The sequence below is a fragment of the Mesorhizobium sp. LNHC209A00 genome (genome assembly GCF_000502915.1).
Taxonomy (GTDB): Bacteria; Pseudomonadota; Alphaproteobacteria; order Rhizobiales; family Rhizobiaceae; genus Mesorhizobium.
This window is the reverse complement of record NZ_AYWT01000001.1, coordinates 277154-289376: the sequence shown is the minus strand read 5'-3', so window position 1 is coordinate 289376 and position 12223 is coordinate 277154. Positions and strand designations below refer to the sequence as shown.

General features: G+C 61.7%; 13 protein-coding genes and 2 pseudogenes. 3 read left to right on the top strand and 12 right to left on the bottom strand.

All coding sequences use genetic code 11. The features are described 5' to 3' along the window. Positions 1-110: 110 nt before the first annotated feature. Together X739_RS1000000171090 and X739_RS164395 are read right to left on the bottom strand one after the other, a co-directional pair. Positions 111-245, bottom strand: coding sequence for a hypothetical protein (locus tag X739_RS1000000171090; RefSeq protein ID WP_013894968.1), 135 nt, complete (start codon positions 243-245; stop codon positions 111-113). Positions 246-695: 450 nt separating this feature from the next. Continuing rightward, positions 696-881 carry a hypothetical protein gene (locus tag X739_RS164395; protein ID WP_023769849.1) on the bottom strand — a complete coding sequence of 62 codons (186 nt, stop codon included), beginning with the start codon at positions 879-881 and terminating at the stop codon, positions 696-698. Positions 882-1100: 219 nt separating this feature from the next. Between X739_RS164395 and X739_RS164400 the strand changes: the two genes are divergently transcribed. After that, positions 1101-2000: a LysR substrate-binding domain-containing protein gene (locus X739_RS164400; RefSeq protein WP_015317416.1), complete on the top strand. Its 900-nt coding sequence runs from the start codon at positions 1101-1103 to the stop codon at positions 1998-2000. 21 nt (positions 2001-2021) lie between these two features. On the opposite strand, the pseudogene X739_RS01000000165725 reads toward X739_RS164400, so the two are convergent. The 9 genes and pseudogenes from X739_RS01000000165725 to X739_RS164440 form a co-directional block, all read right to left on the bottom strand. Then, positions 2022-2938, bottom strand: a pseudogene (locus X739_RS01000000165725) (alpha/beta hydrolase). Positions 2939-3165: 227 nt separating this feature from the next. Then, positions 3166-3351: a hypothetical protein gene (locus X739_RS164405; RefSeq protein ID WP_023769851.1), complete on the bottom strand. Its 186-nt coding sequence runs from the start codon at positions 3349-3351 to the stop codon at positions 3166-3168. A gap of 178 nt (positions 3352-3529) precedes the next feature. Beyond that, entirely contained in the window at positions 3530-5659 is a 2130-nt protein-coding gene (locus tag X739_RS164410; RefSeq protein ID WP_032924108.1) for an ASKHA domain-containing protein, read from the bottom strand. Then, positions 5610-6584: a methyltetrahydrofolate cobalamin methyltransferase gene (locus X739_RS164415; RefSeq protein ID WP_023769853.1), complete on the bottom strand. Its 975-nt coding sequence runs from the start codon at positions 6582-6584 to the stop codon at positions 5610-5612. The genes X739_RS164410 and X739_RS164415 overlap by 50 nt, the downstream gene beginning before the upstream one ends. A gap of 81 nt (positions 6585-6665) precedes the next feature. Further along, the gene (locus tag X739_RS164420; RefSeq protein ID WP_023769854.1) at positions 6666-7757 is read right to left on the bottom strand and encodes a methylenetetrahydrofolate reductase; all 1092 of its coding nucleotides are present in this window, start codon (positions 7755-7757) and stop codon (positions 6666-6668) included. Then, a complete protein-coding gene (locus tag X739_RS164425) occupies positions 7754-8368 on the bottom strand; it encodes a methylenetetrahydrofolate reductase C-terminal domain-containing protein (protein WP_023769855.1) in 615 nt (204 codons plus the stop codon). Before X739_RS164425 ends, X739_RS164420 begins: the two co-directional genes overlap by 4 nt. After that, positions 8361-8663 (bottom strand): virulence factor, encoded by a 303-nt coding sequence (locus X739_RS164430; protein WP_015317423.1) that lies wholly within the window; start codon positions 8661-8663, stop codon positions 8361-8363. Before X739_RS164430 ends, X739_RS164425 begins: the two co-directional genes overlap by 8 nt. Positions 8664-8865: 202 nt before the next feature. Continuing rightward, positions 8866-9648 (bottom strand): formyl transferase, encoded by a 783-nt coding sequence (locus X739_RS164435; RefSeq protein WP_023791788.1) that lies wholly within the window; start codon positions 9646-9648, stop codon positions 8866-8868. Between the two features lie 102 nt (positions 9649-9750). Then, complete coding sequence (locus X739_RS164440) at positions 9751-10326, bottom strand: DUF4893 domain-containing protein (RefSeq protein ID WP_023769857.1); 576 nt, start codon at positions 10324-10326, stop codon at positions 9751-9753. A gap of 116 nt (positions 10327-10442) precedes the next feature. Between X739_RS164440 and X739_RS01000000165720 the strand changes: the two are divergent. Beyond that, positions 10443-11362: pseudogene (locus X739_RS01000000165720) on the top strand (NAD(P)-dependent oxidoreductase). A 5-nt stretch (positions 11363-11367) separates the two neighbouring features. Here the strand turns inward: X739_RS01000000165720 and X739_RS164445 are convergent. After that, entirely contained in the window at positions 11368-11997 is a 630-nt protein-coding gene (locus X739_RS164445) for a DUF1638 domain-containing protein (protein ID WP_023769859.1), read from the bottom strand. Positions 11998-12052: 55 nt separating this feature from the next. Between X739_RS164445 and X739_RS1000000167530 the strand changes: the two genes are divergently transcribed. Further along, positions 12053-12190, top strand: a complete 138-nt coding sequence (locus tag X739_RS1000000167530) for an entericidin A/B family lipoprotein (RefSeq protein ID WP_023791783.1) — start codon at positions 12053-12055, stop codon at positions 12188-12190. The last annotated feature ends 33 nt before the right edge of the window (positions 12191-12223 follow it).

Here is a 12223-nt window from a genome sequence, read left to right as displayed (position 1 = left end):
GCAGTCAACCCTGAAGCCGCGGCAGGGGCGCGGCTCAGGAGGTGTCTTGTATTTTCGATTTCTACGCAGTTCCGGCCGGGAAAATACGGTTTTCCTGGAACCGCGCTTGTTCAGGCGACGAAGCCGAGACGCGCCGCGGCCATGGCGCCGGTCTGGCCGGGCATGGTGTTGGCAAGACGCTGACGCTCGAGAGCGGTGGTCAGGTTCATTTCGCGGCGGGCGAAGAGGCGGGCAAAAAGCTTCATGATCATCTCCAATCGGTTGCTCGCGCATCAGCCCGAAAATCGAATTGATTTTCGGAAAGCACGATGCGCAGACTCAAAGTGTTAGAGCGCATTTTGTGCGTCCAATTGGACGCACGTCGCTCTAAACGGGTCGCCTTCGCTTGATGGAGTGGGGCAGCTCGTTTGCTGACGGTGATATAGGCTTGTGTGAGCAGGAACTAAATCGCAAAAGCGAAGCGCTTGATATGAAAAGCGACACCGGATGCGACATATTTTGGCAAGCGATGAGCAAGACGCCTAGGATTCATGAATATCTACAGCGATTTAGCCTGAAAATCGAGCTGCTATGCGGCTTGCTCATATGCGCCATGCAGCGGCGACATGGCTCGTGAATTCGTTTGAATACAAATAAATAGAGAAGGCCTGCCGGGCGGGTTGCGCGGCAGGCCTTCAGCACGGGGTACACACGATTTACTTTGCTCCAGCCCAGGATCCGACGCCGCTGCGAATGCCGGTCTTGGCGTCGGAAGCTTCCGGCCAGCCGATATCCTTCTGCAGCTCGATCGGCAGCGAACGGATGGCGCGTTCGGTCTGGTAGCGGGCGCGGGCCGCGTTGAATTCGGTCGCGATGCGGCCGAGGGACGATAGGATAGACATTTCGATCTCCTTTGCTGCGGCGCGGCATGCGCCGGCAATGCGTTACGTCAGGTCGGTTTCAGCTTCATTTCACGTCGAATGCAGGTCTGAGCCGGGGTCGTTTCATGGCCGCTTTTGGCAGCATGCTGCTTCGATGGAGTTGACTATGCTCCTGATCTGATGTTCAATCAAACGAAATGGAATGATGTTTTGTATCAGAAAAATTGAAGGTCGATCGTCATGAACGCCCCACTCAATCACCCGCTGCCGCTGCTCGATCTCGATGTTTTGCGCACCTTCGTGGCGATTGCCGAGACCGGCAGCTTCACCACCGCCGCCAATGCGGTGTTCCGGACGCCGTCGGCCGTCTCCATGCAGATCAAGAAGCTGGAGGATATTCTCGGCCGCTCGGTGTTCGCGCGCGACGCGCGTTCGGTGACGCTGACCACGGACGGCGAAATGCTGCTCGGCTATGCCCGGCGGCTTTTGTCGATCAACCGTGAGGTGGTGTCGAAATTCATCATCCCCGATATTGTCGGCGTGGTGCGGCTCGGCTCACCTGACGACTATGGCGAGCGCGTGCTGCCGCATGTGTTGAAGCGTTTCGCGCAGTCGCATCCCTCGATCGCCGTCGACGTCACCATCGACCAGAGCAGCAATCTTCGCCGGCGCATGGATGACCGGGCGCTCGACATCACGCTGTTGACCAATTCGTACAAGACCAGCGCGCTCGGCGCCGAGGTGCTGTTGACCGAGCCGATCGTGTGGGCCGGCGCCAAGGGCGGCTGCGCGCATCTGCGCGAACCGCTGCCGGTTTCGCTTTGGGAAGAAGGCTGCGCCTGGCGGGCCGGCGCGCTCGAGGCATTGGGCCGCGAGGGCCGCAACTATCGCGTCGCTTATATGAGTGCCCATACCGCAGGCCAGCGTGCCGCGATCATGGCCGACCTCGCGGTCGCGCCGCTGCCTAGATCGTTCCTCGGCAACGACATGGTTGAACTCTGTCCTAAGGACGGGATGCCCGATATCGGCACTTACAATCTTGCCATGGTGGTGGCGCCGGACGCCAGCGCGCCGGTCAAGGCCGTCGCCGACCACATCCGCGCGACCTTCGAAGTGTTTAGGGAAACCGGCAAGTTCTGATCGATGTCGTGGAGCCGAGTTTCAGCGCTCGGCGATCTCGTCACGTTCGCCGAGCCGATTGATCGTCTGGCCGAAATGGTTGGTGTGCTGGGATGAAGTTTTGGTCGACGACTTGGCCGTTTTCCTTTCAGCCCGAGTGGAGGCGTCGTCCGTGAGAAACGCGACGATGTGTTGGCGCGCGCGCCGCGCTTCCGGCATGTCGATCAGCGGCCAGACGTGGAACATGCCTTCCTCGTAAACCAGCTCCACCTCGACACCGGCGGCGCTGGCTTTTTGTGCAAAAATCAGATTGTCGGGCGTGAGAAGATCGCGGGAGCCCGTCAGGAGCAGTGTCTTCGGCAGCACCGACAGATCGCCATAGACCGGGCTGATACGCCAGTCTGTCGGATCCATACCGGCACTATAGAGCCGGATTGCCTCGCGCCCGCCGGCGATGCCCAACCATGGATCTTTCCGCTCCGCCTCGAACACTTCGGGGTTTGCGAGCGAGACGTCGAGGCCGGGTGAAATCAGCACATGGCGCGACGGCACCGGCAAACCCTCTTCCGCCGCCATNCGCCGACCATGCCGAACATGGCGTGGAAATCGTGTTCCGGGGCGATAGGGTAGATCGGCACGGTGATGCCGTAGCCCAGCCGGTCGGCCATGTCGGCGATCAGATACCAGTGATAGGGCGTGATCTCAAAGACATAAGCGCCGCCATGCAGGTAGAGTATCCGCTTGTGCTCTCCGGCCCTGGGGGCGATTTCGTAGACCGGAAAACCGCCCACGCTGCGCGTCTGGATTTCGAAACGCTGATGCAGCGCGACCGGCGGATGGTGATCCTCCGTCTTGCGCGCGGCGACGATCCAGCGCTGCAGGTTTTCCGGGCTGGAAAAGGCTTGCTTGCGGCTGTGCCTGAGCACGAAGGACACAACGTGGCTTTTCAAACTTGGCATGCGGATACACGAACTTCGGCTGCAGCCGACTAAGAGAACTCCCCTTGTAACGAGATCGTGCCTTGGCCGAGAATGTCAAGATTTACGCTGTGCCCACACGCTGGTGTGATCCGCGCGTCGTCCGCGACGCGGCAAAAGTGCCGCGGGCAATCGGTTGCTGGTGGCCATCGGGGATGTGTGGGATCCCCGGTGGACGCCGCGCAATTTGTATTTGTCTGCGAACGTCGTCACCGCGTGGAGCCTAGCAGCAGCGAGGCGAGTGTGGCCTGCGGATCGTTCGGCGGCGATGCCGGCCAGCCGATGTCCTTCTGGACATGGGCCGGCAAGCTGTTCAGCGCTCGGATTGATTTGTTCCTGGCGTGGGCTTGCCTGATGGTCACACCCAAGCGGCCGAAATTTTCGAACATCGACATTTTCATCTCCCCTGAAGAACGGCGATGGCCAAAGGACTGTCCTTGGCCGCCGTTCGATGTGCGGGTAAATGCGCTGTGCATGTATCTGCTGGATTTCGCGAAAACAGCATTTCGGTTTCCGGATCGGACGATCCGGAAACATTTGCATACAAATAAATCAAGGGAGTGGCCGGCGCGTCTATTCGCGGCTGCGCCGAGCAGCATGGCCTTCGCGGGAGCGTCGGCGCGGTGCTGCATCTCCGGCGATGCCATCCTCGCTCACCGTCTTGCGCGGCGGCAGCTTCACCGCCGCCGACAGTTTCGGGAACGGATCGACCTTGTTGGGCAGCGCCATGGCGTAGACGAAGTGCTCCTGGAATTTCGGCTCGAGCGCCGTCTCGATCTTTTCGATCTGGCTCACCGTCTCCTCGATTTCGCGGCGATAGCCGCGATTGAGCAGCGCCATGCGAGCACCCGCGCCGGCGGCGTTGCCCACGGCCGAGACCTTGTCGAGGTCGCAATCGGGGATGAGACCTAACACCATGGCGTATTTCGGGTCGATGAAGGAGCCGAAGGCACCGGCGAAGTGGATACGGTCGACATGCTCGGTGTTCTGTTTTTCCATCAACAGCTTGGTGCCGGCATAGAGCGCCGCCTTGGCCAACTGAATGGCACGCACGTCGGTCTGGGTGATAGTGATCTTGGGTTCGCCTTCCTTCAGCACGTAGGAGAAGGTGCGGCCGTTGGGGACGACGCGCGGCGAGCGCGCGGCAAGCGATCCGTCGACGACGCCATCCTCGGAGATGATGCCGGTGAGATACATTTCGGCGACGATCTCGATGATGCCGGAGCCGCAAATGCCGGTGACGCCGGTAGCCTGCACGCTGTCGAGGAAGTTGGGCTCATCGGACCACAGTTCCGAGCCGATGACACGGTATTTCGGCTCCAGCGTGTCTGGATCGATGCGCACGCGCTCGATGGCGCCGGGCGCGGCCCGCTGGCCACCGGAGATTTCGGCGCCTTCGAAGGCCGGACCGGTCGGCGAGGAGGCAGCGACGACCCGTGTACGGTTTCCGAGTACGATCTCGGCATTGGTGCCGACGTCCACGATCAGCATCATCTCGTCCTGGCGGTGCGGACCTTCGGACAGGGTCACGGCCGCCGCGTCGGCGCCGACATGGCCGGCGATGCAAGGCAACATATAGAGCCGTGCGCCCTGGTTGAGCTTCAGCCCGATGTCGGATGCCTTGATGCGAACGGCGCCCGAGACGGCAAGCGCGAAGGGCGCGCCGCCGAGTTCGGTCGGATCGATGCCGAGGAACAGGTGATGCATGATCGGATTGCCGACGAAGACGGAATCCAGGATGTCGTTGCGCTGGACATTGCCTTCCGCGCAAACCTTGTCGACGAGGCCGGAGATTGCCTCGCGGACAGCAACCGTCATGCCTTCGCGGCCATCCGGGTTCATCATCACATAGGAGACGCGGCTCATCAGATCCTCGCCGAAGCGGATCTGCGGGTTCGACGTTCCGGACGAGGCGGCGACGCGGCCCGACAGCAGCGACACCAGATGCATGGCGATGGTGGTCGAGCCGATATCGCAAGCCAGGCCATAGGCCTCGTTCTTGAGGCCCGGCCACAGCGCGATGACGCGCGCTGTCTCGGTGTCCGTATCCTTGTAGATGGCGGCGGTCGCCGTCCAGTTGCCCTTGCGCAAAATACCTTGCACCTGCGGCAGCAGATAAAAATCGAAGTCCAGGCTTTTGAGGTTCCAGTCCTTCATCAGGGCGATCTTCAGGCGGTCGAGATCGCCAAGCGGCTTGTGCATGTCTGGTTCTTCGATCTCGACGTAGCACATGCGGATCGCGGAATCGCGGGCGATGACCCTGGTGTCGGCATCCTTGCGGATGGTCTGGGCGTTGATGACCGTGTCCTGCGGCACGTCGATGACGAGATCGCCGAGGATCTGGGCGGAGCAGGACAGGCGGCGCCGTTCGGGCAGGCCGCGTACGCGTTCATAGCGCTCTTCCTTAGGGCCCTTGGGCGAAATGTGATCGTTGGAGGAGGTGATCTTGTGCTTGGCGAAATTGCCTTCCTGCACCTCGATCTGGCAGCGCCCGCAAGTGGCGCGTCCGCCGCACACGCTCTCGACATAGACGCCGAGCTGGCGCGCGGCGTCGAGCACGGGCGTGCCGACAGGGAACCGCCCGCGCTTGCCTGACGGCATGAACAGCACGAGCGGATCGATTATGTTTGCAGGCGAGTTCACGATTGCGCGCTTATCCCCGACCCATCCGGGCTTCACGGCCACCGCGTCGGCGGCCGCCATTGCCGCCGCCTTCGCCCGGCGCATTGACCGCTGTCGGCGCCGCCACCGCGTGGCCGCCTTCGGCCGGCTTGTAGTCCTTGTAGGTCTTGATCCATTTGGTGCAGTTCTCGTCGGTGCCGTTCAGCACGTTGGCGCCGCGCACGGCTTCCATTTCCTGCGGCCGCACCGGGTTCATGATCGCCGAGGTCATGCCGGCGCCGATCACCATCGGGATGAAGGCGGCGTTGATGCCGTGGCGGTGCGGCAGGCCGAAGGAGATGTTGGACAGGCCGCAGGTGGTGTTGACCTTGAGCTCTTCGCGGAGCCGACGCAGCAGAGCGAACACCTGGCGGCCGGCATCGCCCAGCGCGCCGATAGGCATCACCAGCGGATCGACGACGACGTCATGCGCCGGGATGCCGAAATCGGCGCAGCGCTGCACGATCTTCTTGGCGACGGCAAAGCGCACGTCCGGATCCATCGAAATGCCGGTCTCGTCGTTGGAGATGGCGACGACCGGCACATTGTATTTCTTGATCAGCGGCAGGATGGCCTCGAGCTTTTCCTCCTCGCCGGTTACGGAATTGACCAACGGCCGGCCCTTGGCGACTTTCAGCGCGGCCTCGATCGCGGCGGTGACGGAACTGTCGATCGACAGCGGCAGATCGACCAGGCCCTGGACGATCTCCAGCGTCTGCACCAGAAGGCCAGGTTCGGTTTCGTTCGGGTTGACCGAGGTGACGCCGGCATTGACGTCGAGCATGGTGGCGCCGCAGGCGGCCTGCTCCAGCGCGTCCTTGATGACAGTCTCGAAATTGCCGACCACCATCTCGGCGGCGAGCTTCTTGCGGCCGGTCGGGTTGATGCGTTCGCCAATCACGCAGAAAGGCTGGTCGAAGCCGATGATGATTTCTCGTGTCGCCGAGGCGACGATGGTCCGGGTCATGAAATCTCTCCGTCGTGATATAAAGAGTTCTTTATATCGTTATCTCTTGTCGATCAAGCGAATGGTCGCTCTCCGCGCAAGTCAATGCGCGGTCTTCACCATGTCCACCTGGGTTTCGGTAATGTCGTCGTGCAGGATGTGGTCCAGCCGGTCGGCGACCATCTGGTCGTCGCGGCGGATCTCGCGCTTCCACGGCTGGCGGCCCTTCAGCACGCCCGATTCATCGACGATCTCGGCGACATATTCCTCCTGGCGATAGGCCATCACATGGATGCCGGAGACACCGGGAATTTCCTTCACCTCGTTGATGATGTCGGTGCAGAGCTGCTTGCCTTCCTTCTTCTGGTCCTGGGCGCCTTCCAGCCGCTTGATGATAGCGTCGGGGATATGGATGCCCGGCACGTTGGAGCGGATCCATTTTGCCGTCTTGGCGGAAGCGAGAGGGCCGACGCCACACAGGATGAACACTTTCTCGGTGTGGCCGAGATCACGTGCCTTCTGCATGAAGGTCTTGAACATCGGCACGTCGAAGCAATACTGCGTTTGCACGAACTGCGCGCCGGCGGCGATCTTCTTGCCGAGATGGATCGGGCGAAAGTCGAAGGGCGGCGCGAACGGATTGACGGCAGCGCCCAGGAACAGCTGCGGCGGCGTCGTCAGCTTGCGGCCGGACAGAAACTTGCCGTTGTCTCGCATGATGCGGCAGGTCTCCAACAGCGACATGGAATCGAGGTCGAACACCGGCTTGGCGCCCGGCTGGTCGCCGGCCTGCACGCCGTCGCCGGTCAGGCACAGCATGTTGGCGACGCCCATCGCGGCGCCGCCCAGCACGTCGCCCTGGATGGCGATGCGGTTCTTGTCGCGGCAGGCGATCTGCATGATTGGTGCGTAGCCCATGCGGGTCAGAAGCGCACAGATGCCGACCGACGACATATGGCAATTGGCGCCGGACGCATCGACGGCGTTGATGGCGTCGACCCAGCCGTCGAAGATCCTTGCACGGTTGTAGACATCCTCCGGATCGGCGCTGTCGGGCGGGTTCAGTTCGGTCGTCACCGCGAACTCGCCGCGCCTGAGCACGCGCTCCAGGCGGCCGCGCGAGGTGTGGCCGGGCAGGGGATCGAGCGGCAAATGGATGCCGGCCGGATTTTCGTCGAGCTGGCGGCCGGTCACGAGGAGGCTCCGGTCTTCGCCGCAGCGGCGGCTTCACGGGCTGCCGCGGCCTGCGCGGTTACCCGCAGCCAGGCAGAGGTTTCGCGCAACGACTGATCGACCGGCTTCTGCACTGTGAGGATCCTGTCGGAGTTGACCATGTTCCGCGAACCTTCCCAGGCCTTGACCCAGACGCAGGGCATGTCGGGTTCGACCTCGCAATTGCCGTTGGCGCGCACGCCGCCGCAAGGGCCGTTGCGCAACTGCTTGGGGCAGTTCATCGGGCAAGACATGCCGGTCGAGGAGAGGATGCACTGACCGCACATGCGGCAGTCGAACATGAAGCCTTTTACGCGCTTTTCGACGAACTTGATTGGAGCCTCGACACGGCCATAGCCGATACCCTTCCACAAGGGATGCAGCAGCAAGAACGTGTCGGCGAAGCGGGCGTAGAACCATTCGAGCAAGCGCGAATGCCTGATCGACCACAGCCGTATCGCGAAGGAGCGCTGTACGCGCCGCTGCGGCGAGACATCGGCCGGCTTGTAGTCGGACTTCGGCGCCGCCTTCTTGACCTGAGTGGCCTGCGTAATGGCCACCCCTTCCTTGCTCACGGGAGTGGTTTCAGACATTTTCTTTGCCGCCGGCCTTGACCAGAGCGACCAGCCGCTCGCGGTCATATTTCGCGTCGATCTCGTTGAAGGCCTTTTCGACCTCGGCTTCGAGATCGTCACCGACCGGAACTGGATCAGCCTTGCGCCACTCGGCCAGATAGTCGTCCGTGCCGCCGGCGCCGGTGCGCATGGCGCACATGTCGATCGCCTCGGTGAAGCGCAACGGCAGTTCGCGCTTGGCGTTCTGCCGGCCTTTCTTGACGATGACCTGGGCAGGAATGTCGCGCCAGTAGACGACGATAAGATCGGCCATGAATTCTCGCTCCTCGATCCCCGAGCATTGCCGCAAGCGCAGTTGACCCGCTTGTTATGGGACGACGCGCGCGCATTCAAAAGCGACGCATTTGGATGTCGTAAAATGAAAGGTGCGTTTATTCGTTTGCGACCCATGCCGCGACGGGGTCACTGCAGCGATAAAGGCGGCGGAGTTTGCACCGTTCCGGACACCGGATGCGTTACCAAATGCCGGTTCTCAGCCCTGTCCAGACGTAGAACCAGATCGTCGGGTGGTACCACTGCTTTGATGGCAGCCCTGGATCGAACGTTGCAAGTTTACCGGCCAACGCGTCGCTGACCGCCTCGACGCAGATGTCGCGCGAAAACGCCGCCTGGCGCAGCGCATAGCTTGAAATGGTGTCACCTTGTTTCGGCTTGCCGCGCACCTGCTTCAGCACGCCACCAGTGTCGACACCCGCATCGACCAGATGGACGGTGGTGCCGAAATTCTGCGGATCGCCTGACGTCAACGCCCAATAGCCGCCATTCATGCCGCGATATTTCGGGGTGATGCCGGCATGATAGTTGAGCACCGGACACGGCATTTTGGCCAGCATCTCCCTGGAAATCAGCCGACAGCCGTTCAGCAGCACGACGCCGGGCTTGATCGTCTGGATTGCCTGCAGACATTCCGGCCCGTTGGCGGATGCCACATGGACGATGACCTGGCCTTGCCGCGGTTCCGTTTCAAGCTTCTCCTCGGCAATCAAACGGGCGGCGTGTTTGACGTTAAGCCGTTTGCCGAGCCTGCTCAGCACCATCGTGCCGAGCTGGCCGATGGCAGAGATCCAGCCCTGGCGTCGGGCGCGGCCGCGCAGCAATTGCTTTTTCGATTCAGGGATTTCGAGAACGACGCTGACAGGGCCGACGCGGTCGGCGAGGTCGTTGATCATGGCCCAGACGTGCGCGCCGCCACCGGTGACGACGACAATAGGTCGCGGATTTGGTTGCGACGCTGCCATTGATCTTTCCGTGCTCCAAGGACCGGCTGAGTTGGCCGGACCTTAGGGCGGGCAGGTTAATCCTTGGTATGCCGAAGCCTTACCAACGCATGAAGACCCCAGTCAGCGCTTTAACTCCACGATGTCGAGCTTCGATTCATAATAGGGCGCGGGGAACTCGATACGCCATTCCTTGGCACTGTTTCGGAAGGCGTAGCCGACCTGGTCGGTTTGCGGGCCGCTGCCATAGGGCTTTGCCCGATCGTCGTTGACGGAGCCGGAGCCAAGATAGATCGAGCGCTTGTCGCCGTCGTCGAAGAAGCGGCCCTGGGTGCGCTGAGAACCGCTGATCTTTTCCAGTCGCCAACCGGAGCCATCATCGGTGACCCTGCATTTGAACCAGCCATAGACAACGAGCGGGCTCAGTCCGCCGACCTTGATCGTGCGGCACCGCCACTTGCCGGTGAGATCCTTGTCGGAGAAGGCGACCAGCGGCTTGGCCAACAGCGTGTCGAGTTGCTTGAGCTCGGCGGGGTTGGCCGCCTTTGCTTCGGCGAGCGCCGCCTTGCGGGTGTCGCCATATTTGTCGAGCCGCGCCTTATCGGCAGGCGTGATCAGTTTTTGCACTTGACCGTCGGCAAGGGCGGGCAAACTGCAGCAGAGGAGACCAAGGGCGGCGATCAATGGGCGAAGGATCATCAAAGGATTCCCTGTTTGTCTGGAACGGCGCTGCTGCCGCCTGGCGCATAACTTACCGGGTCGCTGGCGCCTGTCATCGTGCTTAACAGCGTCTCGGTCAAAACTTATGGTGACGCATGCGAATCTTGCTTACGGGATCGTCGGGTTGGCTGGGCAGCGCGTTGGCGCCGCTCCTGCGTAGACTTGGACACGACGTCACCGGCCTCGATCCCGTTCCATCGGCCGAAACGCTGATCGTCGGTTCGATCGCCAACCGTGACCTCGTCATGCGAGCCGTCGGAGAAAACCGGATAGAGGCCATTATTCACTGCGGCGCGCTGCACAAGCCCAACATAGACAGCCATGCCAACAGCGATTTCATCGCGGCCAACGTGCAAGGCACGCTAAACCTACTCGACGCGGCGGTGCTGCCAATGTGCAACGGTTCGTCTTCACGTCAACGACCTCGCTGATGATTTCGCAGGCGATACGCGACGGCTTCAAAGGCGGTGCGCGCAAGGCGGCGTGGCTGACGGAAGCGATGTCGCCCGAGCCGCGCAATATCTACGGTGTCACCAAGCTATCCGCCGAGCATCTCTGCCGTCTCTACCATCTCCAGCACGGGCTGCCGGTGGTGGTGCTGCGCACGGCACGTTTCTTCCCCGAGGCCGACGACATGGCGCATGCCATCGAGCAATCGGACGCCAACACCAAAGCAAACGAAATGCTGTTTCGGCGGCTGACGGTGGAGGACGCGGCGCAGGCGCATGTCGTGGCCTTGGAGAAGGCACCGGAGCTCGGCTTCGACATCTTCATAGTCTGTGCGCCGACGCCGTTCCAACCCGAAGATTGCGAGGCGTTGATCAGGGACGCGCCGTCCGTGGTGGCGCGGTACTTTCCTGAATTTCCCGCTCTCTACGCGAGGAAGGGCTGGACGATGTTTTCCTCGATCGACCGGATCTATGACGCGTCGCGGGCGAGGGACAGGCTGGGTTTTGCCTGCAGGACGCGCTTTGCCGACGTGATGGCGGCGCTGGCAGCCGAAGACCCGGCCTGAAGCCGTCAGGCGTTCGCGGCCGCCCGCGCCAGGCCTGGCGTCAGGTCACCAAAACCGGTGGAGCGGCGCTCGTAGGCGAGGCCGAGCAGGGCGGCGGCCTTTTCCGCGACCTTGTCGAGCTCCGGATCATCGGTCTGCGCCAGATAGATCAGCTTCTCGTAGTTGCCGAAATAGTCCTTGATCAGCTCCGGATGCTTGTCCAGCCCGAGCGGCTTCATGAAAAAGGCATCGAACTGGCGGCACAGGAAGTCCGTCATGTAGAAGGACATCATGTCGTCGTCGGCGACCTTCGCATAGGCTTCCATGCCTTGATAGAAGGCGAAGCAATGCGGGCCGGCCATGCGTTCGACGCCATGCTTCTCCAACACGCGGTCAAGCAGCCCGCCAGTGCCGCAATCGGCATAGCCGACGAAGATGTGTTCATAGCCTTCCGCCCGGGCCTTTTCGATCGCCTTGTCCATGGCCGGCGCGATGCGGTCGGGATGGAAATGAAACTCCGCCGGCAAACATGTCAATTCGAGGTGATCCAGCCCGAGCTGTTCCTTGACGGCCAACACCTCGCGCGCAATCATCCCGCAGGCGATGACGAGCAGCCTGTCTGTCTGATTCGGTTTTGTTTTTTTCGTCTTGACCAAGTCGAGCCGGCTTTTCGCTGCGGGGCTAATTTATCTTTCGAGGGAGACACCGTCCATGAAACTACTACGCTTAGCGCCGATGGCTATCCTTGCCTGCGCTCTTGCACTTACGGCCTGCGCCAACACAGTTCGGGGTGTCGGCAAGGATGTCAAGTCGACGGCCAGGGCGGTCAAAGACACCGTCGCCAATTGATCGGCGGCCGTCTCTCATCTGGGGACAAAAAAG

Excerpts from the sequence above, each read along its gene's own strand:
- X739_RS1000000171090 (WP_013894968.1), bottom strand. The coding sequence starts at position 245 with ATGAAGCTTTTTGCCCGCCTCTTCGCCCGCCGCGAAATGAACCTGACC.
- X739_RS164395 (WP_023769849.1), bottom strand. The coding sequence starts at position 881 with ATGTCTATCCTATCGTCCCTCGGCCGCATCGCGACCGAATTCAACGCG.
- X739_RS164400 (WP_015317416.1), top strand. The coding sequence starts at position 1,101 with ATGAACGCCCCACTCAATCACCCGCTGCCGCTGCTCGATCTCGATGTT.
- X739_RS164405 (WP_023769851.1), bottom strand. The coding sequence starts at position 3,351 with ATGTCGATGTTCGAAAATTTCGGCCGCTTGGGTGTGACCATCAGGCAA.
- X739_RS164410 (WP_032924108.1), bottom strand. The coding sequence starts at position 5,659 with ATGGCGGCCGCCGACGCGGTGGCCGTGAAGCCCGGATGGGTCGGGGAT.
- X739_RS164415 (WP_023769853.1), bottom strand. The coding sequence starts at position 6,584 with ATGACCCGGACCATCGTCGCCTCGGCGACACGAGAAATCATCATCGGC.
- X739_RS164425 (WP_023769855.1), bottom strand. The coding sequence starts at position 8,368 with ATGTCTGAAACCACTCCCGTGAGCAAGGAAGGGGTGGCCATTACGCAG.
- X739_RS164430 (WP_015317423.1), bottom strand. The coding sequence starts at position 8,663 with ATGGCCGATCTTATCGTCGTCTACTGGCGCGACATTCCTGCCCAGGTC.
- X739_RS164435 (WP_023791788.1), bottom strand. The coding sequence starts at position 9,648 with ATGGCAGCGTCGCAACCAAATCCGCGACCTATTGTCGTCGTCACCGGT.
- X739_RS164440 (WP_023769857.1), bottom strand. The coding sequence starts at position 10,326 with ATGATCCTTCGCCCATTGATCGCCGCCCTTGGTCTCCTCTGCTGCAGT.
- X739_RS1000000167530 (WP_023791783.1), top strand. The coding sequence starts at position 12,053 with ATGAAACTACTACGCTTAGCGCCGATGGCTATCCTTGCCTGCGCTCTT.